This is a genomic window from Novosphingobium beihaiense (assembly GCF_022832375.1).
In the GTDB taxonomy this organism is placed as follows: Bacteria; Pseudomonadota; Alphaproteobacteria; order Sphingomonadales; family Sphingomonadaceae; genus Novosphingobium; species Novosphingobium beihaiensis.
On the sequence record NZ_JALHLG010000047.1, the window covers coordinates 1 to 25,929 of the forward strand.

Below are 25,929 nucleotides of genomic sequence, written 5' to 3' on the forward strand. Positions count from 1 at the left end.
GACTTCGATCGCCAGGTCGCCGAACGGCAAATCCGTGCAGCCATCTTCAACCGTTTCACTGCACTCGGAACGCCTGAAAATCAGCGTGTCGCGTAACCGGCTAATGTCAAAGCCACACGGCTAACCACCGCTTCATTCGTGCAACAAAGCCTATCCGAGCGAGAAGTAATGCGAAACATGCGTCACCGGAGATCTCAAAGCGTATCGAACTTCTCTCCGGTCATGGCCTCGTCGGAATAGAGTTCCCGAGGAAGAATATTTGGATATGCGTGCCATTGCCGCACTGACAGAGCGCCCCGGCCTCCGGTCAGATTTTTGACGGTCCCGTCATTGAAGGTGAACGTTCCCTCGACCGTATCGAACGTCAGGGTCGCCACCGGATAGTCGGGAACCTTGAACGTCACACCCCAGACCGTCGCATTACAGACATGCGCCCTGACCTCATAGGTGCCGTCGGCAACCTGAATCCTGATCTTGTACACCGTCGGAATGAAGCCATCCAGCTCGCGCATGAAGGCCCAGTCCTCGTGCGTGATAATCATCTCGCCTTCGGGATAATGTCTCTGCGTCTCAAGATCGTAGATCGAAAAGTCCTTCATGCCGAGGCGCATGTCATACATAGATGAATGGATTTCATTGAACGCGACAAAGCCCCAGTCTTCCCAGCCGCCAAGCTCGGCTGCAGAGGAATCCACGGCGACATAGCGTTCGCGAATACCTGCCCCCTTCACCCGGATGGCCCGTCCTTTCAGATAGATCGTGCCTTCCACGTCTCCGGCCCAGTTATAACCGTAGGTGATGGAATGCTGGGTGAGGTAGGACGGCTTGTCTCGGCCATACCAGAGCGGAAAACCGTGCGGCCGGTGATAGAGTTCGGCCCTGTATTCCCCGTCGAGGGAATCGATCGACAGATGCCAGGAATGGTCTGCGAAACATTCGACGCGATACTCGTCCCCGCATGTCACGACGACGCTTTCGGCGCCTTTCTCGATTTTGAGCGCGCCATGCGGTTTCCTGAGCAACCGTTCGAAGTGCATCCCGGGATATCGAACGATCTTGTAGATCGAGTTGGGAAGCTGCTCGACATGACCTTTGCCCTTGGCGCAATTTATGGAAACAATGTCCATGTTCTCAAGCGCGAGGGACAGAATGGATCCGCCGACAGAATAGATTTCTCCATCTCCGTCCGTCACCGAGAACTGGAACAGCCAGTCCAGAAATCCGGATCGAACATCCTCCTCGACACCGGCCCGTGCCTCGTCATCCAGCGTGACTGTCGGGTTTTCTATCTTCATGGAATGATTTGACCTTTTTTGTGGACGTGGAGATTATTCGTTACGGTAATGGGATCGTCTGCAGAACTTCGGAGATGCCGGATAATTCTTGCTCTGAGCTTCGAGTGATCGGGACAAGCCCGCGCAATTGACGGCACCGGCGTTCCTCCTGCTACCTGTTTGTTTCTCCATACTCGTGAAGCCCAAACCCTACTTAAATCTCACCCCCTAATCTGTGCCATGGGCGCTGACGCCGGACAGCTTTTGGGAACGACTGTGAAAATCGTTAATGGCTGAAGTTGGGGCGCCTTGCTGCCAGCCGCCTTCGCGCCGCGCGAATGGAAGGTTTCGGCAAGAAGCTGCCGCTCAAGCCCTGGCCGCCGAGCGACTGACTCTGGGTCGATGGCGCTCGCTCAGCTGCGTCGCTGAAGTTTCACGAGCGCTTCGTCCAGGCTGGAGAGGAATCGCGAGCGATCCGCTTTGCTGAATGGCGACGGTCCCCCGACCACATCGCCGCCGGCGCGCAGATCAGCCATGATCGCGCGCATCGCGATGGCCCCGCCGATCGAACTGGTGGTGAAGGGCTTGCCGTTGGGTGCGATGACCGTTGCGCCTGCCTTAAGGCAGCGATCGGCCAGCAAGATGTCAGCGGTAATGACAATGCTCTTTGCGTGAGCCTGTCCGGCGATCCAGTCATCCGCCGCGTCGAAGGCATCGCTCACCAACTTGCGCGAGATGAGTGCATCCTGCGGCACGCGGATAGGGCTGTTGCTCACCACCACCACTGGCACCCCGTGGCGCGCGGCAACGCGGTAGGTCTCGTCTTTAACCGGACAGGCGTCGGCATCAATCAGGATTTGCATCATGTCTCGCCTTAGCCGTCGCAGGTCAGGTTTTGGAAGAAGGTAGTGGGCTCGGTAGGCGGTCTGGCTTTCTGCGTAGCCTCTGGATTTTTGGATGGCTTGGTTCTCAGTCTCAAGGACAAGTTGCGTGGCGCCTGCCGCGACCGCATCGCATGAACGGACGGTCGCTTTCATGCAGTGTCTTCAAGGGCGTAAATGGCAGGAATGTCCGGCAAAGCCGACATGACGGTGCACCTGAGCAAGGACTCGGCCACGTCCACTATCTAGAATCCGGAAACATTCCATGAGAGGCAAAGAAGGGTCGTTACCTCACAGAACGCACAAGATAACGCCAACCGACAACGATCCCGCTCACCGAGACGATCAGACCCGTGATCGACAGGAGGATCATCAGGCCATCGCGTAACGGCCGGAAAGCCAGAAAGAAGGGAAGGTCGAAGCTGTGCAGCGCGCTGAACAGCCAACGATAGGTCCGCCGGCCCTTGCTGGACTGGGCGAGCAGCTCGCCGGTCTCCGGATCGATGTAGAGCCAGCTCTCATCGGGGTCATCGAATGTCATGCGCAGAACAGGGACCGGCCGCGCGGCCTTGCGCGCGTCTCCGGTTGTGTACCAGTATAGGTCGTGCTCGCGCAGCAAGTCGGTGTCGACCAATCGGCCCTGCGGCACGGCCTTCCGGGCAAGCGCCTCCAGGTCCCGCTTCGCCGGTCTGGCAGGCTTGGCCGAAATCCCGTCGATGGCGCTCACCGCGCCGTCCTGGTCAACGGCAAGGACCGTCGGCCGGCCGTCGATATGGGCGAAGCGCAACTCTACCGCACCGCGTGCCGAAGCCGCTAGGACGGCAAGATCGGGAGCAGCGAAGCGTGGATGTGTTTCGCCTTCGTAGCGCTTGGCGATGGCCGGAGCATCGCCGCTCCCGAAACCGCCGAACGGGCTCATCGATAGCCATCCGCTGAAAGTCCAGGTGATCACGAAGATGCCGCCGGCCAGGCCGGTCACATGGTGCCATTTCATCCAGCCACGATAGGGGCTGGCCGAACCCGACTTGTAGCGGCGCCTGAGACGCAGCCGCAGGATGCCGATCCAGAGGCCCAGAACAGCACTGATTGTGCCTATCCCCGAAGTCCAGATCACCGTCTGCACCCAAGGGGCCTGGTATATCCGCAGCGCCTCGAAGTAGATCCAGTGCGGGACCGCGCCGAGCCAGTTCCAGAACCGCTCGGCGGCGTCGGTGTTCTGGACGATCTCGCCGGTCCTTTTCGTAACGTAGATGTCGCTGGCGCGCCCGTCATCGACGCGCACCCGCCAGAACGGGGCCATGCGCGCATAAGTGCGGGTGACAACCCATTGGTCATGCTCGACCAGTTCGGTACGAAGGGCAGGTGCGCCGGTGAACTGCCTGGCGATCGCGGCGGCGCGGCCTGCATCGATGGGGCCGATTTCTTCACCGCTCGATGCAGAAAGCGCCCTGCGGGCGCCGGAAAGGCTGGCGCGATAGACAGGCTCCGTGCCCGTCATTTCGAGACGCAGTTCCCCGGGAAAGACATCGGCGCCGAGACGTTCGAGCGCCTCGCGCGGGCCGATGCGGACCTGGCGCCAGTCGAGCGGCGATGCGCTTGCCACTCGTTCCGCTGCGCGGAACGAGGGAAAAGGCACGTACATCATCACCACGCCCGAGACGAACCAGATGGCGAACAGCACGCAAAGCGCAATGCCCGTCCAGCGGTGCAACCAGTAAAGCCACCGGCGCGCCCGCTTCCACAGTCCGGGACTAGAACGCGGCATTGAGCGAAACCTCCACGCTGCGCGGATCGCCAAGCACCCACTGGCTCGCCCCGTAAGTGGCGCGCGGGTAGATGTCGTTGAAGATGTTGCGCGCGCGCACGCTGGCGCTCAGACTTTCGGTTGCCGACCAGCGCAGGCCGATATCGGTCAACGTATAGGCGGGCAGGCGATTGCTGTTCGCTGCGTCCTGAAAGCGGCTGCCAACGTGGCTGATACCGCCATCGACAACCCAGTCGGGCAGGAATCCCCAGCTTACGAAGAGGTTGACGGTCTTTTCCGCAACGTTGGAGGGGCGGTTTCCGGCGCGCTGGAAGCGTTCACCGCCAACCGATTCTGCGAAGTCGTCGTACCGGGCATCGAGGATCGTGCCGTTGGCATTGATGCTGAGGCCCGGGACCGGTTCTATAAATAGCGAAGCCTCGATCCCCCTGGAGGACTGCTGGCCGACCTGGACCTGAATAGTGGGGATCAGCGGATCAGAAGTCAGCAAGCGCTTCTTCGTGATCTGGTAGGCGGCGAGCGTCCACTGCGCCCGTCCGCCCCAGAAAACATGCTTGATGCCCGCTTCCCACTGGTGCCCGGTGGAAAGGTCGAATTCGCTGCGTGACGCCGAGGTCGAGACCAGCGCGCCTACCGGATCGGCCGCCGTTGCATAGGAGGCATAGAGCGAAAGCTCGGACACGGGATTGTAGACCGTGCCCAGACGCCAGGTCACCGCATCGGGCACAGTGGTGAAATTATTGTCGGGATTGACGTAGTCGTCCTTGGTGATCTCCGGCCGGTCATAGCGCAGACCCGCGACAAGCGAGAGACGGTCGGAGAATTCCAGCCGGTCCTCCGCGAAGATCGCGTACTGGTCGATCGTGTTGACATAGCGCGTGTGGGTTGCCGCTGCGCCGGTCTGGTGGATGAATTTGCCGACGTCGGGATCAAGGATATCGACGAGACGGGTCGCGTTGTTGCCCGAATTGCTAATGTTCTTGTAGGTGATGTGGTTGTAGTCGGCACCGATGACGATGCGGTTGGCAATTCCGCCGAAGTCATGGCTCAGCGTTGCCGAGGTCCGGTTACCGGTCTGGCGCTGAACGTGGTAGAGTTCGAGAAAGCTCGACTGGCGGATCGCAGCGGGCTGATCCTCGGTAGGTGCGACCCAGCTCGCACGCTCGCTGTTAAACCAGTACTTGTTGGCGCTCAGCCGATAGAACGTGCTGCGCAAGCTGAAGCTTTCGCTTGGGCGCCAGCCAATTTTCACCTGCGTCCAGCTGTCGCGAAAGCGCAAATTGGCATCAGCAACGTTGTAGTTTGTCTTGCGGATCGAGGTGTCCAGTCTTCCATCGACCAGGGGGACGCCGAACCAGGTGCGGGGCTTTTGGCGGCTGTAATCGTGCGAAATCGTTACATCGAGAGCGTCGGCAGGCTTTAGCCGCACAGCGCCCGAAAGGGCGAGCGCGCTGGAATCGCCGTTGTCCATCCAACCGTTTGACTGGCGATAGCTGCCATCCAACCGGTAGCTGACCGTATCCGCCAGCGGGCCGCCGCTGCCTGCTGCGATGTTCCAGAAACCGAAGGAACCACCGCCTGCGCGAGCCGAATGCTCGAACGTTTCACCCGGCTGCTTACGTACGACGTTCACCGCACCGCCGATCGCGCCTTCGCCGTAAAGGACAGACGCCGGGCCACGCAGGACCTCGACCGCTTCTGCCATCCACGGATCGGCCGGAAAGGTCACCGTGTTGTTGTACATGCGCATACCATCATAGAGCTGCATGACGCTGTGCTGCCCAACAAAGCCGCGCGTCGAGAGGCTATAGCCGAACACGCCGGAGGTATTGACGATGCCGGTGGCTCGGGCGGCGGCATCCTGAATGGTGAGATCACCGCGCAGGCGGATGGCATCGCCATCGAGGATCTCGATGCTGGCCGGGGTTTCCATCGGCGTCAGGCCGAGCCGGCTCGCACCCTCGCTCTCCTTGGTCAGCTGCATCTGATCAGTCACACCGGTGACGATGATCTCGTCCCTGGGCCTGGTGCGCTGGTCTTCCCCGGCTGCCTCGGCGCTGGCAGTACCCGAGAACACCATGCCAAGCGCGATGGTGGAGGTGGTGCATCCGAAACGAATGAAATTCATGTAAAAACCCCGTCGGCGTCACGACAGGGACCGGGGCCTCCGCACGAACGGTCGGCACACGCCATCGGGCGGACGCCGGGAGCGCCCGTGACACGAACCGATGCGGCCCCAGCCGCGCGTTCGTCGCTCGACGGAAAAAACGTACCGAGCTCGGGCCATCCCCTGGACCAAAGCATGAGCGACCGTGCGCCGGCAGGTCTCCTGGCTCATGGGTCATCGCTCGATGCACGGCCTTCCCAGGCCTCGCGTGACTTAGCGTCCGGCCCAGTGGCTGCGGCGTGGGACATCTTGCCCTGCCGCGTGTACATCGCGCTCGCCACTTACAGTTGCAGGGACAGCCTCGGCCTGGGACGTCGAAACGTCCGCACCGCGTTCCCTATTAAGTCCCTCTCGGGACACCGGCGCGATCTTATTCGCGTTGGCGAACCAACGAGAACGAGTAGCTCGCTAATCGAGAGCAGTGTACTTGGCAATGAATTTGTATCGTTGCCGATTGGACCGTCCTAGCCACCATCGATACCTTTGCAGGGCCTGAAAAACACGGTGTCGCGGGGGATCGAGATTGGAAAATCAGACGAAACCCAATGTTATGCGAGAAGCTGCGTTTGCTCGCCTCCACCACTACCTTTGCCCCTCACCCCACCCAATCAGCCCTTCCAATTGCAACGCCTGCTCTGCTGCAATCAGTCGCTCACCTGCCGAGAGACATGCTCGATCCGACTTATTGGCAGTCGGACCAGTTCACGACTGAGTTGGCGAACCTGCTGTTGCGCAAGAACATGCCACTCGCACTGTACTGGCATCGGATCTTTATGTCTTTCGCGATGACCGGCACGAATATCACGGTGCCATTCGAGCCGTCCGATCCCACGCAAGTGCTACTTGTCGAGCAGGTGGCCCGCGCCATGGAGTTGTTCGTTGTCGCTCACGAGTCCGGCCGCCATCTTCACGGGCGCGGTCGCAACGCAAACGCAGACGGGCAAATCGAGGAGTTCGAGGCCGATCAGTTATCATTGCGGATCGGCAGGCCGATTGGCGAGCGCGATCGCACGCCAAACTGGAACCCATATTTGGCATCTGGCTCTGGAGGGCTTTGTTGCACAAACCATCGGCTGGTTCGCCGTGGGGCCTTAGGGATCGCCAGTTACGCAACACGCTGAGTTTCAAGCGTTCCGAGCGTGGTGAAGCGGTTGAGAATAGCTGCACGGACTTATAGCTCGGCAACCTGGCGATCGAAGTCACGTGCCATGACGCGTTCGCCCAGCAGCTTGAAGCAGTGCATCTTGGTTTCGACGCGGCTGCGCTGGTGATAGCCGCTCCAACATTTCCAGATGGTCCTGCCAAGCCGCCCGCTTGTACGAACGATTTCATTGCGGGCTGCGGCGCTTGGCGTGCTTTTGGGGCAGGCGCAAGCATTACGGGAGGCGTGGATGACGGCGCAGGCATCACGGGCGCGATGGCACCCATGGCAGGCCTTTGTGCCGTAAGCCCCTTCGGCGCTGACGGCCGCGATGATTTAATCCTCAGGTATCTGCTCAACGACAATTGGCGGGCAGTGCTTAATGTCGATAACGTCTTCGACATGACCTATGCCTCTGGTCTCAGCTGGAGCACCTTCGGCGCGCCGCGCAGCTTCCTGCTGACGGTGCGGCGAGCTATTAGGGGGACGGCGACCGACCTGCATCACGGTTGCAGCCCGGTCGCAATGCCGCTATCGCCTGTTGCGAATGCCTCGCAACAACTCCCTGCCTGCCGGCCCGTTCGGCGCCTTGGCCGCGCCAACCGCCCTGCGGGCGCCGGAGGAGGATGTCACGCTTACGGTCTATCGCGAGCAATATGCGCCGCTGATCGCCTATGCCGCGCGCATTCTCGGCGATGCGGCGCAGGCGGAGGATGTGGTGCAGGACGCCTGGATAGCGGCTTCACGGCGAGCGCAGCAGGTCGAGATCTGCGAATTCGGCGCCTATCTGCGGCTGACCGTGCGCAATCTCGCCATCGACGTAATCCGGCGGTGCGACCGTTATGGCGAGATTGCGGGCGGTGGCTATGACGCGGCGATGGATCGCGTCGCCGACATCGCGCCGGGCGCCGACGACAGGCTGGCCGCGCGGCAGGAACTGGAACGCTTCCACCAGGCACTGGCGCACCTGCCCGAACGGCAACGGATCGCGGTAGAAATGCACCGGATCGGCAATTACAAGCTGCGCGAGATCGCCGAGCGGCTGAACATTTCGGTCGCCTATGCGCAGGATCTGGTCGCCAAGGGCCTAGCCGCCTGCGCGCGCTTCCTGGCGGAGGGGCGCTGATCCGATGAGGGTATTTCTGTCACGCCCGAAAGTTGAAAACAGGTTGACCCGTTCGTCTATCGCATATGGAGGATCACCGAATTCGATTCATGCCTGGGCATCGCCCCTCGCCGCCAGCAGCGGGAGCGCCAGCCATGATTTCTAACCGCGACCGCGCGCTCGAGGAAGCGGCCTCGTGGTACACCCGCCTCCTCGAAGAGGATGGGTTGGGCGTGGAAGCCGGGTTCGATGCCTGGCTGGAGGCCGATCCGCTGCACGCCGAATGCTGGGCGCAGATCGCCGGCACCGCCCGCGGCATCGCCCAGACCGAACCGGCCCATCGGGAGCAGTGGAACAAGCCGCTTCGCCAAACGGAAGAACATGCACGGCGCGCCCGGACTTCCAAAGCCGTGCATCGCCCCGTTCGCGGAGCTTGGCGGCGGATCAGTCGCAAGAGCATCGCGGCGGCGGCCGTCGCGGCCTGCGCGCTGGCGGCGATCGCACCCGATGCGATGCTGCGCCTGAACGCCGACATGCTGACCGCGACTGGCGAAGTGCGCAACGTCACGCTGGAGGACGGCAGTCGCGTCACGCTCGGTCCCGACAGCGCGATCGATGTGGATTACGCAGCCAAAGAGCGCACCGTCCACCTGCTGAAAGGGCAGGCCTGGTTCGAGGTCGCGCGCGACCCCACGCGCCCGTTCCGCGTCGAGGCCAAGGCGCTGACCGCGACCGTGCTCGGCACGGGTTTCGACGTGCTCATGATCGGCGATATCACGCGCGTCAGCGTGGCGCATGGGCGCGTGCGCGTGGCGGACGGCTCGGCCACGCGCGTACTGACCGCTGGGCAATGGGTGAGCGCCGAGGCGGGTCGTCTGACCGGCGGCGACGGCAGGCCCGCCGCGCTCGGCCTGTGGCGCAACGGCGAAATCGTGGCGCGGGATGGCGGAACGATCGCTGGCGTGATCGACGAACTGCGCCCCTGGTATGGCGGGCATATCGTTCTTGCGAGCGATAAACTGGGCGAGCGGCCGGTCGCGGGCTTCTATCGAACCGACGACGCGGCACGCACCCTTCGCAACCTCGTCGCGCCCTATGGCGGCACGGTGACCACGATCACGCCCTGGCTGATCGTGGTTTCGGGCGGATGAGACGCAGGCCGTGTGAGCACGGCCCGCACCGGTAAGTTCAGAAGCTGTATTTCGCGGTAAAAATCGCCTGTCTGGGCGTGCCGTAGACACCGATATAATTGTGTCCGGTGAAGTACTTCTTATCGAGAATATTGTTCACGTTCAGGGACACGCGAAGCCGAGGCAGAACGGGGTATTGGGCCATCAAATCGATGATAACGAGATCGTCCTGCATGAATGTTTCGCCGTTCGGCCCCGCATTCGCGACATAGCTTCGCCCCTGCCATCTCAGGTTTCCGCCGATGGCTAGGTCCTGCAGCGGGCCGCTGAAACGATAGCTGGTAAAAACCTTCACCGATTCCTTCGGGACATGCGTCGTGAGCGGTTCCTCGTCGCGATCTTCCACCTTCGTATAGCTGTAGCCGCCGGAAACCTGCCAATCCGGCAGCAGCTCCCCGGAAACTTCCAGCTCCACGCCTTTGGACTCCGTGCCGCTGACGGCCTCATAGGCCTGGCCGCCGCTGGGTGTTAGTGCCCCCGGAACGGCCAGGGCGAAATTGTCCTGCTTGATCTTGAACACAGCCAGGCTGGCGTTGAGCCGTCCATCATAGAATTCCGCCTTCAGACCAGCCTCGTAATTCGCGCCTTCCACGGGCGATAGCCTGTCTCCATCGGTGTCCTCATTGGATTGCGGGTTGAAGATATCGGCATAGCTCGCATAGGCGGAGATGTTGTCCGTCAGGTCGACGACGATGCCGCCATAGGGGGTGAACACGCCGTTATCGCGCGTGAGCAGGCTGTATACGCGGCTCTCCCCAGGTACCTGGCTCCACGACTTCTCCGTCCAGTTGGTCACCCGCGCACCCAGTATGACCTTCACCCGGTCATGCAGGTTCAGGCGTGTCGAGACATAGATTCCAAGCTGCTCGCTATAGCCACCGGACCGGCCGCCGGTCGGCTCATAGTCTCCCATGGCTATCTCGCCGGTTTCGAGCAGGGCGATGGCGTCGGGAACGGGAAACTGATTGGTGCTGCTTCCGTCGCCATACCACCCCGGATAGCCGGGACCGTCATCGCTTCCCTTGCTGTAGCTGCCGCCCAGCATCAACTCATGACTGCGTCCCAGAAGATCGAAGGGGCCGGAAAGGCGCAGGGAGGCAGACCATTGTTCGAGATCGGACGCCCAGCGCGTGGTGTAGAAGGTGGCGCCTTCGCCCGTTACCGGATCGATCGTGGTCGCATACATCGACCCGAAGGTGGAATCGTATTCCGGGCGTGAATAGTCCCCATCGAGTTTTGCGTTCCAGCCGCCGCCGAGATCATGATCCAGCCCGGCGAAGACCATCAGATCCGAATCGGTCATTTCGCTCCATTTGGAGCCGGAATTAGAGCGTCTTGGCAGATCCGCAACGGTGCCGTCGGAAAAGAACAGTGGCACGCCCCAATTGGCCGAAGCGTCATTCTCGAACCGCTGATACTGTGCCCCGGCGGTGAAAACGGTGCTGTCGGTAAGGTCACCTTCGATAATGCCGTAGAGCACATATTTTTCCGAGTGGCTGCGCGCCGTGAACCAGTCGCTCTGCTGGTAGGCTGCCACAAGCCGACCACGAATATTACCGCTGGCGGACAACGGCCCGCTCACATCCCCTTCTACGCGATACCGATCCCACGAGCCCACCTGCGCCGCCAGATGCGCCTGGAATGCACGGGTCGGCTTCTTGCGAACGAAATTGACGGTTGCCGCCGGAGTTCCGACCCCGTTCAGCAGTCCGGTTGCACCGCGGACCACTTCGATGCGGTCGTAGACAGCCATATCGGCCGTGGTATCCTCGAAGCCGAAAATGGTGGTTTGCCGGGGTACGCCATCGACCTGAAAGTTTTCCACGTCAAAGCCGCGGGAATAAAAGCCGATCCCGTCCGAGCCGAGCGCCCCTTGCGGCGCATAGGTAATACCGACGGTTTGCTCCAGAACCTCGGTGATTTCGTTGAGCGCCTGATCGTCCATGCGCGAGCGTGTAAAGACCGTGACCGACTGCGGCGTTTCACGAAGCGACAGCCGAAGCCCCGTGGCGCTGTTCGTCGCCCCCGCGGTGTAAGAACCGCTGCCCTCGGTTGCCGACGGATCCTGGTGATGCTTGACGAAAGACCGGAGAAGGCACTGCCTCCGGTTCCCTCGACCCGAACCGGCCCGAGCTGGATCGCACCGTCGCCGGACGCCTGCGGCGCGCGTTCGATGCGCACCGCGTTGGCGCCGAGGAAGCGGAAGGTAAGGCCCGTTCCCGCCAGCAACCGGCTCAGCGCCTCGCCTGGCGCCATCGCGCCGCTAACGGCCGCGCTGCGGCGCGAGGCGGTGAGGGTACTGTCGGAGGAGATCTGATAGCCCGACTGGCGGGCAAAGATAATCAGCGCATCGTCAAGGCTTTGCGCCGGAATATTGAAATCCTGCACCGTTGAGGCCTGCCTTTCCTGCGCATGCGCCATGCCCGCCGGCACCATGCCGCCCGCCAGCGCCGTGGCCGCCAGTAATGTCCTCAGCGCTTTGCCGCTTGCCCGCGCTTTCCCCCGTCCGTTCATCAATTCATCCCTTCCATCGTCGAAACCGGATGCAGCCCCCAACCTATTCGCTAATGCGAAAAGGTTGCAATTGCTGCTCGTGCGGTTCGACGACGGCGCGCGCCTCTATTCCTGCACCGACGCGAAAAAAGTTCCCTGGCGGGCGTTCAGCCGGATTTGGAGACGAGGATCAGCCAAGGCGTGATCCGACGGATCGCGCCGCCATGGGCGCTGAGCAACAGCGACAACGCCTTTTCCGGATCGCGGGGGTCGTAGGCGCCGGTTACGCGCTGGCGGCCCATTTCTGCATCGGTGAGGATGATGATGCCGTCATACCAGGGGCGCAGGCGGTCGATCACCTCGGCGACCGGCCGGTCTTTTACCACTACCATCGCCCGGCCCGGCGCGCTGTCATCGCCCGCGCCGGAGCCATGTTCGACCTGGCGATCCTTATCCACGCGCAGCCAGTCGCCGCCGGTTAGCACGCGCCGGATGGCAGGTCCGTCCCCTCTGCCGTCCACGCGCACGCGCACACGCCCATGCGCCACGGCGACCCAGGTGCCGGTGCGTTCCCGGCGAATCTCGAACGCGGTGCCGAGTACGGTCGTGCGTATGTCGCCTGCCTTCACGCGAAAGGGACGCGCCGGATTGGGCGCGACGTCGAAGGAGGCTTCGCCGGAAAGCAGATCCACTTTCCGCTCCCCGGCGCTGTAGGCGACGCTGATCGCACTGTCCGGACCGAGATAGACCCTGCTGCCGTCATCAAGCGTCATCGTCGCCAGTTCGGCGGTGCCGGTGATCCGGTCGGCGGAAACGCGAAGCCAGAGCGAAGGCGCGGCCACGACGACCAGGCAGGCGGCGACGGCAGCGGCGATCAGCGCGCGCTTGCGGGGTTTTCCGCCTTGCCGGCCGTGCGCGATCCGGCCTGGTTTTCTCGATCCGCCGGAACGGGCGGCTGATGAGTGGCGGGCGCCGGGCTGGAATTGGGGCGCATGGCCGATGGCGTCATAAGTCTCGGTCGCGGCGGCCCATGCGCGCCTGTTGGCGGGGCTGGCGCCCAGCCATGCCGCGAACGCCGCGCGCACCTCTTCCGCGACGGGCTCTTCGGCCAGCAAGATCAGCCAGTTTGCCGCTTCGAATGCCGGGCTCTTGCCGTTGGGGGCGTCCGCGCTCATCGGCAAGCGCCTTCGACGGGAGGTAGCCGGACCGGCTCTGCCGCGAGGGCGGGTGAAGGTGCGGGGTTTGCCGAAGCGGCGCATATAAGCGATGACGAATCGCGCGTGCCTGTTTCCTTCGCTGACATGATAAGCCGCATCACAAATCCGGGTCCCGGCGCTGCATGCAATATTGCAGGCCCTCGACGATAATCCCCTGCGCGCGTGACACCGAGATGCCGAGATGCGCGGCGATCTCGGCCAATCGTTTACCCTCCATACGGTGCATGTGGATCGCGATGCGCGTGCGTTCGGGCAGCTCGTCGAGCGCTTCGAACACAATCTTCAGTTCGGCCCGCGCGATGGCCTGGGCTTCCGGATCGGGCCGGACATCGGCCTCCACTTCCAGCCTTTCGCTCGCCGCATCGTCGTGAATCCTGCCGACCCTGCCCAGCTTTCGCCGGCCGTCGATCGCAAGGTTGCGGACGATGCGATAGAGATAGCGGACGGGCTGATGCACGGTACGCGCCCGCTCCGCCTGTTCGAAGCGCAGCCAGGCTTCCTGAACCACATCCTCGGCATCGCTCCGGCTGCCGACGATGCCGCTGGCATAGTCGATCAGCACATGGTTATGAGACCGGAACAATCTCGGCAGCGGACGGTCGGCGCTCAAATCGTCGGTTACCTCCGGTCGCGAGCGTTTTTGACGCAATCAGTCTGGCGGGAAACAGGACGCGCCTCGCCTTATTGCGAAGAATTATCAGAAATCGCCCTAACCAACCGCATCCTGTTTGACAACATGTGCCAACGGATCGCGGTGTCGGAAACCGAATTTCACCGACCGCGCAAAAAAGTTTCCGGCATTTGCTGAATCCGGCACGCCCCATCCGTCAACTCTCGTGAGATGCCTTTCTGCGACGCATTAGCAAGAATGGCGACCTCTCTACGGAACAAGGAGTTGCGCATAAATGTTGAGGGCGAACGGGGGATCGGACGGCAAGCCTATCAGGATGGTTCTGGCCAGTGCACTGCTGGCAACAAACGCTTTGGCGGGGCCGTTCGCGCCCGCCGCGCTGGCGCAGAAAACATCGGCCACGCAGGGTGATTTCCGGATTGCAGCGCAGCCGCTGGGCGATGCGCTCGTCGAGTTCGGACGTCAGTCGGGGCTGGAAGTCACGGCCGATCCTGCACTGATTGCGGGCAAACGCTCGGCGGAAGTTTCAGGCAGGCTTGCCCCCGGCGCCGCGCTCAGCCGCCTGCTGGCAGGTACGGGGCTTACTTTTCGCTTCATCAGCGCGACAGGCGTGACGCTGGAACCTGCGCCGCAGGCATCGGGCGATGGCACGATCCGGCTTGGACCGGTGCGGGTCGAGGGGGCGGATGGGCCAGGCAAGGCAGTCTATGCTGCCGACCTCATCACGGAAAACAGCCCATCCTATACCAGCAAGGCGGTTACCATCGGCTCGAAGGTCCCGCGCTCCCTGCGTGAAACCCCGGCGACCGTCACCGTGCTGACGCGTGAGCGGATCGAGGATGCCGGCCTGTTCGAGCTGAAAGACATCCTGGCCGAAACGCCCGGCATAACCGTGACCTCCTATAATTCCCAGCAGCCGCAGATCCAGTCGCGCGGTTTCTTGCTGCAGGACATCCGGGTCGACGGGCTGCCGATCTCGAATGACGCGTTCACCTTTTTCGATCTCGCCCAATATGATCATATCGAGGTCTTGCGCGGCGTCGACGGGCTTTACGGCAGCAACGGCCAGCCGAGCGGCGCGGTCAATCTTTCACGAAAGCGCGCGCTTTCTACGCCCAAATATGCGCTCACCCTGTCGGCAGGCAGCTGGAACAATTACCGGGCCGAAGCCGACATAACCGGGCCGCTGAACGAAAGCGGGACGCTGCGCGCCCGGGCCGTCGGCGTGTATCACAACCGGGACTTCTTCTACGACACTGCCAATCGCGAGATCGTATCGCTCTATGGTCGTCTTGAATGGGACGCGACACCCGACACGATGATCGCGCTGGGCGGCGCCTATGAGACGCACCGCGAGCACGGTTATGGCCAGTCCGGTCTTATGCGGTATCAGACCGGCGAGGATCTGAAGCTGCCCAGAAGCACCAGTTTCGCCACCGATTTTTCCCATTGGGACCACGATACCGCCGAACTATTCGCAAGCGTAGAACAGGCTCTGGGCGATGACTGGAAGATCAGTGCCAATGGTGCGTATCGGACATATACGCGCGATATTTCAGCCGCTTATGTTTTCGGAGGGCTGATACCCGACACGCATGAAGGCGCGCTTCTGGCCAGCATGTCGTCCGATCTGGACAAGGATGACACCTATTCCTTCGCGGCGAATATCAGCGGCAGTTTCGAACTGTTCGGCCAGTCGCACGATATGGTCTTCGGCGGCGAATACAGACATAGAAAAACGAGCAGCAAAAGCTTTCTGATGCCCGGCTCGCCGCCTCCCGTGGACATTTTCGATTTCGACCCCGGAGCATGGGACGCATTCGAAATTCAGCGCGACGAAGTAGACGGGCTCCGCAAAGCCAGGCGCGAAGACGTGGCGCTATATGGCAGCGTTCGGCTGAATCCGACCGATCAGCTTCACCTGGTCGTCGGCGGGCGGTACACGGATGTCGAGGACGGCACTTTCGATTACGATCCGACAGGGACGGACAATAGCTTCGTCCTCACACGCCTTTTCACATCCAAGGGTGATGCCTTTACCCCCAATGCTGCGCTGATCTGGGACTTTACCGATCAGCTTTCGCTGTACGGCAGCTATGCGAAACTTCGCCAGTTCCCCAGCGGCGTCACGGTGCAGGGCAATCCGCTGTCGCCTACCAATGGCCGCAACCTCGAAATCGGTGTCAAAGGTGCATTTCGGGACGGACGCCTGAATGCGAGCATTGCCGCCTATCAGATCGACCGGACCGATGTTCCCGTCTATGCCGGTTTCACGGTCGGTTCCCAGTCCGCATATAACGTGGTCGGCAAACAGCGCAGCCGCGGTGTCGAAATGGACGTAAGCGGCGAACTGGTTCCCAATGTGCAGATTTCGGCGGGCTATACCTATAACAAAAATGATGATCTCGATGCGGATCAGCAATATAGCACTGCTACTCCCAAACATATGCTGCGGCTTTGGGCATCCTATACGCCAATTGAAAAATTGCAGCTTGCCGGCGGCATAAACTGGCAAAGCAGCCATTTCGTGCGCGGAACCGTCTCGATATATAAGCGGAACACCACGCCCCCGGAGGTCATCAGAACCGAATCTTTCGACTATACGCAGCCTGCCTATGCCGTGGTGAATGCGAGGGTCGCCTATGCGCTGTTCCCGAATATTTCGCTGTCCGCCAATCTGAACAATCTTTTCGACAAGACCTATTACGCCACGGTCGGCTCCAGTTCCGGCTCCAACTGGTATGGCGAGCCGCGCAATGTGCTGGTGAAATTGCGGGCGGAATTCTGATGCCTGGCACATCCGGCGGCATCGCTGCTCGCCCATGGAGCGCCTGCGGGGGCGACGCCTCGCCCATCGTTAAGGTGGCGGCAGGCTGAACCGGCTTGCAGACCGGATGAGCCATGTTCTTCCCCGGCAAGTCAATTTTGACAATCGGTCGACCGGCAGCCTCCGCCTCCGGCGGAATTATTCGACCGACCAGTGAAAAACCGTCCGCGGGTTTCGTCATGGAAGTGTGGCAATTGAGAATGATTAGCATGATGGACGAAGTTCAATGTCCCCCCAGGGGCGCCTATGGCCATTCCATGGGGGCGGGCGCATGAAGGAGACGCTGCGTCAGACCATGGCCTGGCTCCACACCTGGGTGGGCCTCGTGGCCGGCTGGGTGCTATTTTTCGTCTTCGTGACCGGGACGACAGGCTATTTCCAGCAGGAGATCACCCGCTGGATGGAACCCGAGCGGCCGCTGGAAGTCGCGCCCGCGCCCTATGACAGCAGCGAACTGGTGGGGCTCGCCATGCAGCGGCTGGAGCAGGTGGCTCCGGTGGCGGCAAGCTGGAGCATCACCCTGCCGCATCAGGAAGCCAGCGGACGCGGCTGGAACGACTTTTCCATTCGCTGGGAAGAGATGCCGCAGCCCGGCCATGATTTCGGTGCCCGCACGACCGAGCGGCTCGATCCGGAAACCGGGGCCGTCCTGCCACCCGAGGCCGAACCGCGCGATACGGCCGGCGGCTTCGGCCTCTACCGGATGCACTATTCGCTGCACTATCTGCCCTATGACTGGGCGATCCGCATCGTCGGCATCGCCACGATGCTGATGCTGCTGGCGATCGTCAGCGGGATCGTCACTCACAAGAAGATCATCCGCGATTTCTTCACTTTCCGCCCCGGCAAGGGGCAGCGCAGCTGGCTCGACGCGCACAATGCCGTGAGCGTGATGGCGCTGCCCTTCTTCCTGATGATCACATACACCGGGCTGGTCTTCTTCCTGTTCCAGTACATGCCCGCCGGGCGCGACATGCTTTACGGCACCGGCGACGACAGCGTGGATGCCTATTATGAGGAGCTCTATGGCGAGCACGAGCATGCCGCCATCGGCCGCCCCGCCGCGCCTATCGCTCCCTTGCTGAAGCAGGCGGAGGCGGCTTGGGGCAAAGGCCATCTCGCCTCGATCGCCGTCGAACGCCACAAGGGTGAGGAACCGGAGATCGTGCTCTCGCGTGCACGGATCGGCCTGGACTATTACATCCCGCCCCAACTGCGTTTTCATGCCACCACCGGTGCACGCCTGCCCGCAGAACCGCGCGCGGGGGGCGGCACATTGGCGACGGCGCAAGTCATGTATAGTCTGCATGAAGGCCACTTCACCGGCATCTGGGGACGCTGGCTCTACTTTGCTGCCGGCCTGCTCGGCTGCGGCATGATCGGCACGGGGCTGACGCTGTGGGCGGTCAAGCGGCGCCTGCGCCATCTGAGCGAGGGGCGCGAAGCCGATGAGCATTTCGGCATAAGACTGGTGGAAGTGCTCAACGTCGCCACCATTGCCGGTCTGCCCCTGGCCGTGGCCGGTTTTTTCTGGGCCAACCGGTTGCTGCCGGTGGCGATGCTCGACCGTGCGGCCTGGGAATTTCACAGTCTGTTCGCTGTCTGGCTGGGCACGTTGTTCTACGCGCTGGGGCGCCCCCTGCGCCGCGCCTGGATCGAATTGCTCTGGGCCACCAGCGCGGCTTTCGCGCTGATCCCGGTCGTCAACGCACTGACGACCGACCGCCATCTGGGCGTGACTCTGGCGCACGGCGACTGGGTATTGGCAGGCTTCGACCTTACCATGCTCGGCCTCGGCGCGGCCTTCGCCCTGACCGCCGTGAAAGTGGCCAGGCGGCTCAAACCACAGGTTCCGGCTGCTGAGGGAGCGGCTACGTCGTCGTTGGAGCCCGCCCTGAAGGAGAGCCGGGCATGAGCCGCCGGAACATATCCGCACGCTATCGCTGGGCGGTGGCATCGCGTGCCGCAGCGGCATTTCTGGGCGGCTATGCGCTGACCTCGGCCGCGACCATCGTGCTGGCGCTGCTCTGGCCCGTCCCGAAAGCGCAGGGCGTGTTCGCAGCGTCGATGCTGAGCTTTGCCCTTTACGCCATCGTGATCCTCTGGGCGTTCCATTGCCCGAGCGTGAAGCGGGTATGGACTGTCATGCTGATCGGAACGGCCGGTCTGAGCGCGCTGGCCTGGTTGCTGAATGCGGGTGGTGCCGCATGAGCATCACGCATCTGGCGATCTTTGTCCTCAGCCTGCTCGGCTTTGCCGGGCTGGCCATCGGAACCGAGCGCTACGCCCCGCAACTGATAGGTTTCAAGCCCGCGAAGCGCGCCCGCAAAGCCTTCTGGATTCTGGGCTGGCTGCTGTTGGCGGTCGCGCTCATGCTGGCCGCGCTGACCCTGCAAACGGCGGCGGTCGGCGTTACCCTGTGGTTTGGCTGGCTCAGCCTTGCAGGGCTGGCCCTTGTCTTCCTTCTGCCGGAACTGCCCTGGCAGAAATCTGCAAAGGCAGCGCCCCGGCGTGCACCCCGCAGCAAGGCGGCCGCACATGACGACAAACCGGCTCGCAAGTCCCGGCACTGGATCGGCTTGAGCCTGCTCGCCGTGACCGTTGCGGTGTGCATGGCCGCGCTGCTTCGCGTGGAGACGATGCCGCTCCACCGGGACGATGCCATAGAGGGCAAGGCCGGCCCCTGGAGTTTCGCTCTGGCCGAGATCGACCGCGATCCGCCTGAAGTCATGCATCTAGGCGTGCCGCTCAAGGCCTATCGCATTCGCTTTTGCGAGACCTGCGATCTCGACATCCTGCGCGCCTATCTCAAAGTGAACAAGCCTCGAGCGCTGCGCGCCTCCGGCGTGGCCTTCGGCGGCAATCGCTGGGACCGCGATGTCGAGATCCAGTTGCCCTCCAACCTTACCGGCGACAGCGAACTCTGGTTGACCGTGGTCGGCAAGGACGGCTCCGTACACCGGACATCCTGGCCCATGAGCAGGGTATCGCCCGGAAGCGTCGCCTGGTTCGAACAACAGGAAAAGACCCGATGATACCTGTCCGATATGCCCTGCGCCCAGTGTGCGCTCGTGCGCTGGCCCTTGTGCTGCTCACCGGCATCGCTGCGCCCGTCCTTGCCCATGAGCCGGTCCTGAAATGCGTGCTGCTCGACAAGGATACCGTTCGCTGCAAGGGCGGCTATGCCGAGGGCGAGGACGCACCCGGCGTGAATGTCGAAGTGATCGACTATGCGGGCAAGACAGTGCTTGCCCGCAAACTGGGCAGGGATTCCACGCTGACCTTCCCGCGCCCGGATACCGGCTATTACGTGCTGTTCGATGTGGGGCCGGGCAGTCAGGCCATTGTCGAGCACGACGAGATCGGTCCGCCCAAATCGCGCGACATGGCGCGCTGGATGCGGAACTGACCGATGGTCTCGCTGTCTGCACAGAGGGTCCGGGAATGGTGGCGGGTATGAGCCTCCAGCAGCATGCCGAGAGGCACGGACATGCCGAACCGTGCGAGGACAATGGTCCAGCACCGGCGCCAGCCATGGCCGAGGCTGGCGGGGCCGCGACCGACGATGAAGCGATTTACACGCGTCAGGGCCGCTATACAGGACATAGCACGGGCGAACGTTCGCTTGGCCTGACCCTGACGATTGCCTTTCACGTAGTCGTGTTCGGCGCCTTCCTCATCAACTGGGGCGTCAGCTATGTGCAGCAGGAGGCGCAGACGCTGAGCGTGTTCGATGTCGCCCCGCCTGCCGCGCCGCCGGAACCCGAGACCGAAATCCCGCCGGGGCCCGAGCAGGTTCAAAGGGAAAAACCCCTTCCCGAACCGGAACGGCCGACAATCGATCCGCCCGAGATCCAGATCCTGAGCGACAATCCGGTTACGCTGCCGGACATCAAGCCGGTTCCCGATCCGGGCCCGCCTGTCGAACTGACCACCGCGCCGGAAAGCAAACCCGCGCCGCCCGCAGCGCAAGTGAGCGATGCCAAGCCGACATGGGAAGGACGGGTGCTATTAGCGCTCAACAAGAAGAAGCGTTACCCTTCGTCGGCGCAGCGCCGCCGCGAACAGGGCATCCCCTGGATTCGCTTCGTGATGGACCGTGAAGGCAAGGTACTGTCGGTCAGGCTTGAACGCTCATCGGGTTTCCGGGCTCTCGACGACGAAGCGGTCAAACTGCCCGGCCGTGCCGCACCGCTTCCCAAACCTCCCGATGAGGTCGAGGGACAGACCATCGAACTGGTGGTCCCGGTCGAGTTCTTTATCGGCGCGCGGTGACGATCATGTCTGTATTGTTTGCAAGCCTTGCCGTAGCGGCGGCGGGAACGGGGAGCGCTGCCTCCGGCGCACGCACGATCGATACGGAGCGCAACCGGGCCGTGGCGGTCGCCGTGGAGCCCGAACCGGTCTATCCGGCCGAATTCTATACGCCGTTCCAGCCGCAGACCGCGCTCGACATGCTGGAGCGCACGCCGGGCTTCACATTGTCGGAAGGCAATGTCGTACGCGGTTTCGGAGGCGCGGCGGGCAATGTCCTGATCGACGGACAGCGTCCCACCGTGAAAACCGGCGGCATCGGCGAAGTGCTGCGCCGCATCCCCGCCTCCCGGGTGGAGCACATCGTGCTCTTGCGTGGCTCGGACACCGCCGAAGCACAGGGGCAGGTGCTGGTCGCCAATGTCGTCTTGCGCGCCGATGCCGCCAGATCGGGCACTGCCACGCTGACGCTCGCGCATACTGCCGATGGTCATATCGCGCCTCAGGCGACGGTCAGCTATGCCAGGGCAATCGGTGCCTGGCAGGCCAGCATCGAACTGTCCGGCGAGATCGTGCGCTATCCTGCCGATGCCGTCTATCGCGTTCGCGACGCTGGCGGCGCGCTGACGGAGACACGGATCGAGACCGTGTCGGGGCGCTCGCCCGAACTGGGCTTTGCCGCCTCGGCTGCGCGCGATGCCTTTGGCGGCACGCTGACGCTCAATGGCAGGCTCAACTGGGATCCCTATCTGGTCGACCAGACGATCGGACTGTTTGCAGGCGACGCGTCCGGTCCGCCCGATGGCGTGCGCATGATCGACTATGACGAAGACAAGGCCAGCGGCGAACTGGGTGTCGACTGGACGCACCCGCTCGGTCGCGGATGGGCGGCCAAGCTGGTCGGCCTCGCCAGTGTCGAGACCTACAGCTCGGACGAGGATTATACTGAGCCCGGCTATCGCGGCGTTTCCGCACTCGACCAAAAGCCGCTCGAACTGGTGGCACGCGCCACCGCCACGCGCGGCGGCACTGCCGCCTTCCGTCCGGAGCTGGGCGTGGAAGTCGCCTATAACCGCCTTACCAGCAATCTCGATTACGCCGAGGACACCGGAGCCGGGCTGATCCCGGTCGCGCTGAGCAACGCCGATACGCATGTCTCCGAATTGCGCGGCGAGGCCTTTGCCAATCTGACCTTGCGGCTTTCCTCCAGGCTCGAACTGGAAGCGGGAACCGCTTTCGAACTCTCGCGCATCCGCGTTACCGGCGATGCCGATAGCGAGCAGAGCCTGTCCTATCTCAAACCGTCCGCCGCCCTGGTCTGGTCGCCGTCTTCCGGCACGCAGCTGCGTCTCGGCGCGCGCCGCACAGTGGATCAGCTCGATTTCGGCGATTTCGCCGCCTCGGTCGATCAGGCCGATGGCCGCCCGCTCGGCGGCAATGCGCTGCTGCGTCCGGCACGCGTGACGCGCGCCCTGCTGCGGCTCGACCATCGCTGGGGCAGGGGCGGAGCGCTGTCGCTGGAGGCGTTCCATGAGTGGCATAACGGCATGCTCGGCTATCTCCTGCTGCCTTCGGGCGACGAGGCGCTCGGGACCATCGGCAATGCCCGGCAATGGGGCCTCACCGCGCAAGCCGCCCTGCCGCTCGATGCCATCCTGCCCGGCGCCAGGCTAACCGCGGACGGCACGCTGCGCGGTTCGCATTTCCGCGATCCCCTGACGGACAAGGTTCGGGACATGGACGATGTTCTCCCCTTCGTGCTGTCGGCCGAGTTTCGTCACGATATGCCCGCGCTCAAATCCTCCTGGGGCGTCACCTACGCCGCGCCTCAGAAAGGCGAGGTCTTCTACAATGGGGAACGTCTATTCTGGCGCGAACGGGCCGTATGGGGCGCTTATGCCGAAACCACTGCCCTGCCCGGGTTCAAGGCCACGCTGACGGTGAGCGCCATCGGCGGAGCCGACGACTACCGCCTGCGCCGTTTCTACAGGCCAAGCCGGACCGGTGCCTTCACGGGCAGCGAACGGCGGGACAAGCATCAAGGGGCGAGCGCCTCGCTCACCCTGTCGAGGCCGCTGTGAGACGGGCGCGGGTCAGAGGGAGCGAACAGCACCGGTCGCCGATCGCCTTGCATCGCCGCTCGGCGACGGAGCAGCGTGTTATTCACATCCTGCGCGGCGAGAGTATCGATGGAGCCCCCGACGTGACTCTCCATACCAGCCAGTTCGACAAATTGCGCTCACTCGCCGCCCGCAATGCACTCGTGATCCAGGAACCGGGCGTTCCCTTTCTTTCGGTCAGCGAACTCAATCTGCTCGCCTGGCTTGCCCAGGCCCAGCGCGTCGCCAGCTATACGCGTCAGTTTCATCCCGATCCGATGCTCAACATGACCATCGTCCATTGCGCCGGCACGCTCGACGCCCTCGGCATCCGTCTGCCTGCACTCTCGATCCATAATCCAAGCGTGCAACCCGATCTCGAATGATTTTCGCGCGGCCTGTCACCAACGCAGCCTTGGCGAGACCAAAGTGCATGGCTTCAAGCTGCTGGCCGAACTCCAAATCCGTGCAGCCATCCTCAACCGCTTCACCGCGCCTGGAACGCCCCGAACTCAGCGTGTTGCATAACTGCCGACGACAAAGTCCGGCCGCCAGGTGCTGGCTGCATTCAGCCCATGGCGGCCTGCAAATGGCGCTTTTGCGCGCTTCCGATGCTCACGTACATAAAGTACGCTGCGCTTCGGGTCGCGCAAAAACACCATTTTCGACTCACCTTGAACTGAATGCAGCCAGCACCTAGAGTCAAACAGGCGGGGCCACCTCACAGACAATCCCGTCAATAGTGATCGGCCGGATCCCTGGCATCGACGACGCCGTCCTCATTGCTGTCGAGACGCTTGAACATGCGGCTGCCGGATTCGTGGAATTCGGCCAGCGACATGTTGCGGTCCTTGTCGGTGTCGAGGACGCCATAGCGCACGTAAGTCTGCTTGATCTGCATGGCGCGGTGCCTAGCGATCTGCGCGTCGAGACGGCCCGTGTATTCGGCGACGTATTCCGCTTCCTCGACCTTACCGTCACCATTGAGATCGAACGTCTTGTACTTGGCCTCACGGCCCGCCTTGAACTCGTCATCGGAGACCTTGCCATCGCCATTGGCATCGTAGGCCGCCATGAAAGCGCCCTTGCTGTGGCCGCCGGACGTGGCGCGGCCGCCATCCTTTGCGGCGTTGTCCTGGGCCTGCAAACCACTGCCGAGACCAAGCGCGGCCAGGGCCGTAAGCGCGATGCGAAAACGTGTCATGTTCATTGGTCTTCCTTTTCTGTTGCCGCAAGCAGTGCGGATCAGGGCTGAACTTCGAAAGTGAGGCTGGTGGTGTAGCTGCGCAGATCCGTGCCCGCCCCCGCCGGGGCATCGGCGCGGTGCCGGGTCATCACGATGTAAACGCCGGGCCGGTCAAAGCGGAGCACGGCCTTGCCTGCGGCATCGCTGGTGATGTCCTTATGGTATTTGACCGTATCGTAGCGCGCGCCGCCGCGATCGACGCTGATCGTCTGGCCGGCGAGCGGCTTGCCATCGAAAAGGACTTCGAACGCGAAAGGGCCATCCAGATAAACATCGCTGGGGTGGGTGATCGGATGCAGGGCAAGGCGCCCGATCATGACATCCACAGGCGCCCGGGTCGGCGCTTTCTTGCTCACGTAGACATCGGAGACCGTCTCCGTCTGGCTGGTGCGTACTGTGGAAGCACCCGCCGGAATCGCATCCCCGCGCACGGGCAGCCACTTGCCATCCTTCAGGGCCAGTTTGCCCTTGCGGCCGAGCCGCACGCCGCTGGTGAAGCGGTATGTGCCCTCGTCCTTCATCGCGCTTTCGAGGATCGTGACTTGCCGGTGCCGGGTCACCGTCTCGAATTCTGCGCGCGATCCATCGGGGAGGATGACGTGAAAGTCCCCGCCATCGACTGCGATTTCGGGGTTGAAGAAGTCCTCGGAAAAGCTGCTTTCAATCGTAACTTGCGATTCGAGGTTCGCGGCGAAGACATTGGGCAGCATGAAAGCCGTGTGTGCCTGGACGGGCGCGGCGAAACCCACCGTCAAAGCGGCGAGGGCCGCTCCGGAAACGGCGATGCGCGTGCGTAGAGTGTGTCTCATATGTGTGGCCTTTTTTTGTCTTTCCGGTTGGGGACGGGCATTCGCGGCAGGGCAGGCTGACGGTGGGAAGAGGCCAGCCCTCATGTGCCGGTGATCTCGAAATTGAAGCTGCGGCTGGCGCCATGGGGCGGCCGCGGAAACGGGACGGCGCGGCGCACCATCTGCATGGCAGCGCGATCGAAACGCGAAGAGCCCGAAGTCCGTGCCACACCGATATCGCGGCATTTCCCGTCGCCCAGAACGGTGAAGCGAATGAAAGCAGAGCCTGCCCCCACCGTGTTCTGCCTGCGGTAACGCATGAGGTGACGCCGCACTTTCGCCGCATAGCCAGCCGCCCCGCCCCCTGCGCGTGCCCGAGCGCTGCTTTCGCTACGCTCTGCGGCATCCTGACCGTCACGTTGCTGCGCCTCTTGCCCCTCGCCCGCATCATTCGCCTGAAGAACCGGCGGCGGTGGAGCATCCACCAGCACCGGCGAAGGATCGGCGGCGGCGGCTTCGATACGCGGCACGTCCCGAACCGCGCGATCGGGGTGCTCGGCCTCCTCGGCGCCGGGCCGCGCAGCGTCGGCGATGACGATGCGCGATGCTTCAGGGCCCTTCGCCTCATCGGGCTGCGAGGGGGAGGAGGGCGGCGGCGCGGCTTTCTGCACCTCGGCTTCGGCTTCCGCCTCGCCGCCCGCATCGCCAGCAGTGCTGAAGGCGATGACCGTGAGCGAGGCACCCTCGCCCAGATCCTGCACTGCCCCTGTCGCCAGCCCCGCGAACGCCGCCAGGATACCGGCGTTGATCAGGGCAGATCCGGCGAGCGACATCAGCCGCTCCCTGTTCCA

At 62.8% G+C, this 25,929-nt stretch carries 23 protein-coding genes, 4 pseudogenes and 1 riboswitch; of the genes and pseudogenes, 15 read left to right on the top strand and 12 right to left on the bottom strand.

Features of this window, described 5'->3' with window-relative positions; translation table 11 throughout:
- Positions 1 to 96 (top strand): annotated as a pseudogene (locus MTR66_RS18530) (IS5/IS1182 family transposase); the annotation flags it as partial.
- 98 nt (positions 97 to 194) lie between these two features.
- Here the strand turns inward: MTR66_RS18530 and MTR66_RS18535 are convergent.
- The 4 genes from MTR66_RS18535 to MTR66_RS18550 all read right to left on the bottom strand — a co-directional run bounded on the left by MTR66_RS18535 (position 195) and on the right by MTR66_RS18550 (position 6,048).
- The gene (locus MTR66_RS18535) at positions 195 to 1,295 is read right to left on the bottom strand and encodes a hypothetical protein (RefSeq protein WP_243923734.1); all 1,101 of its coding nucleotides are present in this window, start codon (positions 1,293 to 1,295) and stop codon (positions 195 to 197) included.
- A gap of 392 nt (positions 1,296 to 1,687) precedes the next feature.
- Positions 1,688 to 2,137 carry a YaiI/YqxD family protein gene (locus MTR66_RS18540; protein ID WP_243923783.1) on the bottom strand — a complete coding sequence of 150 codons (450 nt, stop codon included), beginning with the start codon at positions 2,135 to 2,137 and terminating at the stop codon, positions 1,688 to 1,690.
- Between the two features lie 304 nt (positions 2,138 to 2,441).
- Positions 2,442 to 3,920, bottom strand: coding sequence for a PepSY domain-containing protein (locus tag MTR66_RS18545; protein WP_243923736.1), 1,479 nt, complete (start codon positions 3,918 to 3,920; stop codon positions 2,442 to 2,444).
- On the bottom strand, positions 3,907 to 6,048 hold the full coding sequence (locus tag MTR66_RS18550; RefSeq protein WP_243923738.1) for a TonB-dependent receptor: 2,142 nt from the start codon (positions 6,046 to 6,048) through the stop codon (positions 3,907 to 3,909). The genes MTR66_RS18545 and MTR66_RS18550 overlap by 14 nt, the downstream gene beginning before the upstream one ends.
- 174 nt (positions 6,049 to 6,222) lie before the next feature.
- Positions 6,223 to 6,466, bottom strand: a riboswitch (cobalamin riboswitch).
- A gap of 289 nt (positions 6,467 to 6,755) precedes the next feature.
- Between MTR66_RS18550 and MTR66_RS18555 the strand changes: the two genes are divergently transcribed.
- Positions 6,756 to 7,208, top strand: coding sequence for a hypothetical protein (locus MTR66_RS18555; protein ID WP_243923740.1), 453 nt, complete (start codon positions 6,756 to 6,758; stop codon positions 7,206 to 7,208).
- Here the strand turns inward: MTR66_RS18555 and MTR66_RS18560 are convergent.
- A pseudogene (locus MTR66_RS18560) lies at positions 7,193 to 7,597 on the bottom strand (transposase); the annotation flags it as partial. The gene MTR66_RS18555 and the pseudogene MTR66_RS18560 sit on opposite strands and share 16 nt — an antisense overlap.
- Before the next feature lie 178 nt (positions 7,598 to 7,775).
- On the opposite strand from MTR66_RS18560, the gene MTR66_RS18565 reads away from it, so the two are divergent.
- Positions 7,776 to 8,354, top strand: coding sequence for an RNA polymerase sigma factor (locus MTR66_RS18565; RefSeq protein WP_243923742.1), 579 nt, complete (start codon positions 7,776 to 7,778; stop codon positions 8,352 to 8,354).
- 89 nt (positions 8,355 to 8,443) lie between these two features.
- On the top strand, positions 8,444 to 9,484 hold the full coding sequence (locus MTR66_RS18570; RefSeq protein ID WP_243923744.1) for a FecR family protein: 1,041 nt from the start codon (positions 8,444 to 8,446) through the stop codon (positions 9,482 to 9,484).
- Between the two features lie 37 nt (positions 9,485 to 9,521).
- Here the strand turns inward: MTR66_RS18570 and MTR66_RS18575 are convergent, their stop codons facing one another.
- A complete protein-coding gene (locus MTR66_RS18575) occupies positions 9,522 to 11,519 on the bottom strand; it encodes a TonB-dependent siderophore receptor (protein ID WP_268740602.1) in 1,998 nt (665 codons plus the stop codon).
- A 75-nt stretch (positions 11,520 to 11,594) separates the two neighbouring features.
- On the opposite strand from MTR66_RS18575, the gene MTR66_RS18580 reads away from it, so the two are divergent.
- Positions 11,595 to 11,840 carry a hypothetical protein gene (locus MTR66_RS18580; protein WP_243923751.1) on the top strand — a complete coding sequence of 82 codons (246 nt, stop codon included), beginning with the start codon at positions 11,595 to 11,597 and terminating at the stop codon, positions 11,838 to 11,840.
- Here MTR66_RS18580 and MTR66_RS21480 read toward each other — a convergent pair.
- Positions 11,750 to 12,037, bottom strand: a pseudogene (locus MTR66_RS21480) (hypothetical protein); the annotation flags it as partial. The gene MTR66_RS18580 and the pseudogene MTR66_RS21480 overlap by 91 nt on opposite strands.
- On the opposite strand from MTR66_RS21480, the gene MTR66_RS18585 reads away from it, so the two are divergent.
- Positions 11,943 to 12,221 carry a hypothetical protein gene (locus MTR66_RS18585; RefSeq protein ID WP_243923753.1) on the top strand — a complete coding sequence of 93 codons (279 nt, stop codon included), beginning with the start codon at positions 11,943 to 11,945 and terminating at the stop codon, positions 12,219 to 12,221. The pseudogene MTR66_RS21480 and the gene MTR66_RS18585 sit on opposite strands and share 95 nt — an antisense overlap.
- Here the strand turns inward: MTR66_RS18585 and MTR66_RS18590 are convergent.
- Positions 12,184 to 13,191 carry a FecR family protein gene (locus tag MTR66_RS18590; RefSeq protein ID WP_243923755.1) on the bottom strand — a complete coding sequence of 336 codons (1,008 nt, stop codon included), beginning with the start codon at positions 13,189 to 13,191 and terminating at the stop codon, positions 12,184 to 12,186. The genes MTR66_RS18585 and MTR66_RS18590 overlap by 38 nt on opposite strands.
- Positions 13,192 to 13,330: 139 nt before the next feature.
- The gene (locus MTR66_RS18595) at positions 13,331 to 13,882 is read right to left on the bottom strand and encodes a sigma-70 family RNA polymerase sigma factor (RefSeq protein ID WP_327194529.1); all 552 of its coding nucleotides are present in this window, start codon (positions 13,880 to 13,882) and stop codon (positions 13,331 to 13,333) included.
- A gap of 256 nt (positions 13,883 to 14,138) precedes the next feature.
- Between MTR66_RS18595 and MTR66_RS18600 the strand changes: the two genes are divergently transcribed.
- From MTR66_RS18600 to MTR66_RS18640, 9 genes and pseudogenes are all read left to right on the top strand, one after another.
- Positions 14,139 to 16,652 carry a TonB-dependent siderophore receptor gene (locus MTR66_RS18600; RefSeq protein WP_243923759.1) on the top strand — a complete coding sequence of 838 codons (2,514 nt, stop codon included), beginning with the start codon at positions 14,139 to 14,141 and terminating at the stop codon, positions 16,650 to 16,652.
- 310 nt (positions 16,653 to 16,962) lie between these two features.
- Entirely contained in the window at positions 16,963 to 18,606 is a 1,644-nt protein-coding gene (locus MTR66_RS18605) for a PepSY-associated TM helix domain-containing protein (RefSeq protein WP_243923761.1), read from the top strand.
- Positions 18,603 to 18,902 (top strand): iron transporter, encoded by a 300-nt coding sequence (locus tag MTR66_RS18610; RefSeq protein ID WP_243923762.1) that lies wholly within the window; start codon positions 18,603 to 18,605, stop codon positions 18,900 to 18,902. Before MTR66_RS18605 ends, MTR66_RS18610 begins: the two co-directional genes overlap by 4 nt.
- A complete protein-coding gene (locus tag MTR66_RS18615; RefSeq protein ID WP_243923763.1) occupies positions 18,899 to 19,726 on the top strand; it encodes a DUF3325 domain-containing protein in 828 nt (275 codons plus the stop codon). Before MTR66_RS18610 ends, MTR66_RS18615 begins: the two co-directional genes overlap by 4 nt.
- Positions 19,723 to 20,100, top strand: a complete 378-nt coding sequence (locus tag MTR66_RS18620) for a hypothetical protein (RefSeq protein ID WP_243923764.1) — start codon at positions 19,723 to 19,725, stop codon at positions 20,098 to 20,100. Before MTR66_RS18615 ends, MTR66_RS18620 begins: the two co-directional genes overlap by 4 nt.
- A gap of 47 nt (positions 20,101 to 20,147) precedes the next feature.
- Positions 20,148 to 20,966 carry an energy transducer TonB gene (locus MTR66_RS18625; protein ID WP_243923765.1) on the top strand — a complete coding sequence of 273 codons (819 nt, stop codon included), beginning with the start codon at positions 20,148 to 20,150 and terminating at the stop codon, positions 20,964 to 20,966.
- A 5-nt stretch (positions 20,967 to 20,971) separates the two neighbouring features.
- Positions 20,972 to 23,026: a TonB-dependent receptor domain-containing protein gene (locus MTR66_RS18630; protein WP_243923766.1), complete on the top strand. Its 2,055-nt coding sequence runs from the start codon at positions 20,972 to 20,974 to the stop codon at positions 23,024 to 23,026.
- A gap of 122 nt (positions 23,027 to 23,148) precedes the next feature.
- On the top strand, positions 23,149 to 23,430 hold the full coding sequence (locus tag MTR66_RS18635; protein ID WP_243923767.1) for a hypothetical protein: 282 nt from the start codon (positions 23,149 to 23,151) through the stop codon (positions 23,428 to 23,430).
- Positions 23,431 to 23,446: 16 nt separating this feature from the next.
- Positions 23,447 to 23,572: pseudogene (locus tag MTR66_RS18640) on the top strand (IS5/IS1182 family transposase); the annotation flags it as partial.
- A gap of 208 nt (positions 23,573 to 23,780) precedes the next feature.
- Here the strand turns inward: MTR66_RS18640 and MTR66_RS18645 are convergent.
- The 3 genes from MTR66_RS18645 to MTR66_RS18655 form a co-directional block, all read right to left on the bottom strand.
- Complete coding sequence (locus MTR66_RS18645; protein ID WP_243923768.1) at positions 23,781 to 24,248, bottom strand: EF-hand domain-containing protein; 468 nt, start codon at positions 24,246 to 24,248, stop codon at positions 23,781 to 23,783.
- Positions 24,249 to 24,289: 41 nt separating this feature from the next.
- Positions 24,290 to 25,099 carry a DUF4198 domain-containing protein gene (locus tag MTR66_RS18650; protein WP_243923770.1) on the bottom strand — a complete coding sequence of 270 codons (810 nt, stop codon included), beginning with the start codon at positions 25,097 to 25,099 and terminating at the stop codon, positions 24,290 to 24,292.
- Between the two features lie 80 nt (positions 25,100 to 25,179).
- Complete coding sequence (locus MTR66_RS18655) at positions 25,180 to 25,911, bottom strand: TonB family protein (protein WP_243923772.1); 732 nt, start codon at positions 25,909 to 25,911, stop codon at positions 25,180 to 25,182.
- Between the last annotated feature and the right edge of the window lie 18 nt (positions 25,912 to 25,929).

Excerpts from the sequence above, each read along its gene's own strand:
- MTR66_RS18585 (WP_243923753.1), top strand. The coding sequence starts at position 11,943 with ATGCCCGCCGGCACCATGCCGCCCGCCAGCGCCGTGGCCGCCAGTAAT.
- MTR66_RS18565 (WP_243923742.1), top strand. The coding sequence starts at position 7,776 with ATGCCTCGCAACAACTCCCTGCCTGCCGGCCCGTTCGGCGCCTTGGCC.
- MTR66_RS18625 (WP_243923765.1), top strand. The coding sequence starts at position 20,148 with ATGAGCCTCCAGCAGCATGCCGAGAGGCACGGACATGCCGAACCGTGC.
- MTR66_RS18610 (WP_243923762.1), top strand. The coding sequence starts at position 18,603 with ATGAGCCGCCGGAACATATCCGCACGCTATCGCTGGGCGGTGGCATCG.
- MTR66_RS18545 (WP_243923736.1), bottom strand. The coding sequence starts at position 3,920 with ATGCCGCGTTCTAGTCCCGGACTGTGGAAGCGGGCGCGCCGGTGGCTT.
- MTR66_RS18630 (WP_243923766.1), top strand. The coding sequence starts at position 20,972 with ATGTCTGTATTGTTTGCAAGCCTTGCCGTAGCGGCGGCGGGAACGGGG.
- MTR66_RS18580 (WP_243923751.1), top strand. The coding sequence starts at position 11,595 with ATGCTTGACGAAAGACCGGAGAAGGCACTGCCTCCGGTTCCCTCGACC.
- MTR66_RS18540 (WP_243923783.1), bottom strand. The coding sequence starts at position 2,137 with ATGCAAATCCTGATTGATGCCGACGCCTGTCCGGTTAAAGACGAGACC.
- MTR66_RS18615 (WP_243923763.1), top strand. The coding sequence starts at position 18,899 with ATGAGCATCACGCATCTGGCGATCTTTGTCCTCAGCCTGCTCGGCTTT.
- MTR66_RS18535 (WP_243923734.1), bottom strand. The coding sequence starts at position 1,295 with ATGAAGATAGAAAACCCGACAGTCACGCTGGATGACGAGGCACGGGCC.
- MTR66_RS18655 (WP_243923772.1), bottom strand. The coding sequence starts at position 25,911 with ATGTCGCTCGCCGGATCTGCCCTGATCAACGCCGGTATCCTGGCGGCG.
- MTR66_RS18590 (WP_243923755.1), bottom strand. The coding sequence starts at position 13,191 with ATGAGCGCGGACGCCCCCAACGGCAAGAGCCCGGCATTCGAAGCGGCA.
- MTR66_RS18550 (WP_243923738.1), bottom strand. The coding sequence starts at position 6,048 with ATGAATTTCATTCGTTTCGGATGCACCACCTCCACCATCGCGCTTGGC.
- MTR66_RS18650 (WP_243923770.1), bottom strand. The coding sequence starts at position 25,099 with ATGAGACACACTCTACGCACGCGCATCGCCGTTTCCGGAGCGGCCCTC.
- MTR66_RS18620 (WP_243923764.1), top strand. The coding sequence starts at position 19,723 with ATGATACCTGTCCGATATGCCCTGCGCCCAGTGTGCGCTCGTGCGCTG.
- MTR66_RS18605 (WP_243923761.1), top strand. The coding sequence starts at position 16,963 with ATGAAGGAGACGCTGCGTCAGACCATGGCCTGGCTCCACACCTGGGTG.
- MTR66_RS18645 (WP_243923768.1), bottom strand. The coding sequence starts at position 24,248 with ATGACACGTTTTCGCATCGCGCTTACGGCCCTGGCCGCGCTTGGTCTC.
- MTR66_RS18600 (WP_243923759.1), top strand. The coding sequence starts at position 14,139 with ATGTTGAGGGCGAACGGGGGATCGGACGGCAAGCCTATCAGGATGGTT.
- MTR66_RS18570 (WP_243923744.1), top strand. The coding sequence starts at position 8,444 with ATGCCTGGGCATCGCCCCTCGCCGCCAGCAGCGGGAGCGCCAGCCATG.
- MTR66_RS18555 (WP_243923740.1), top strand. The coding sequence starts at position 6,756 with ATGCTCGATCCGACTTATTGGCAGTCGGACCAGTTCACGACTGAGTTG.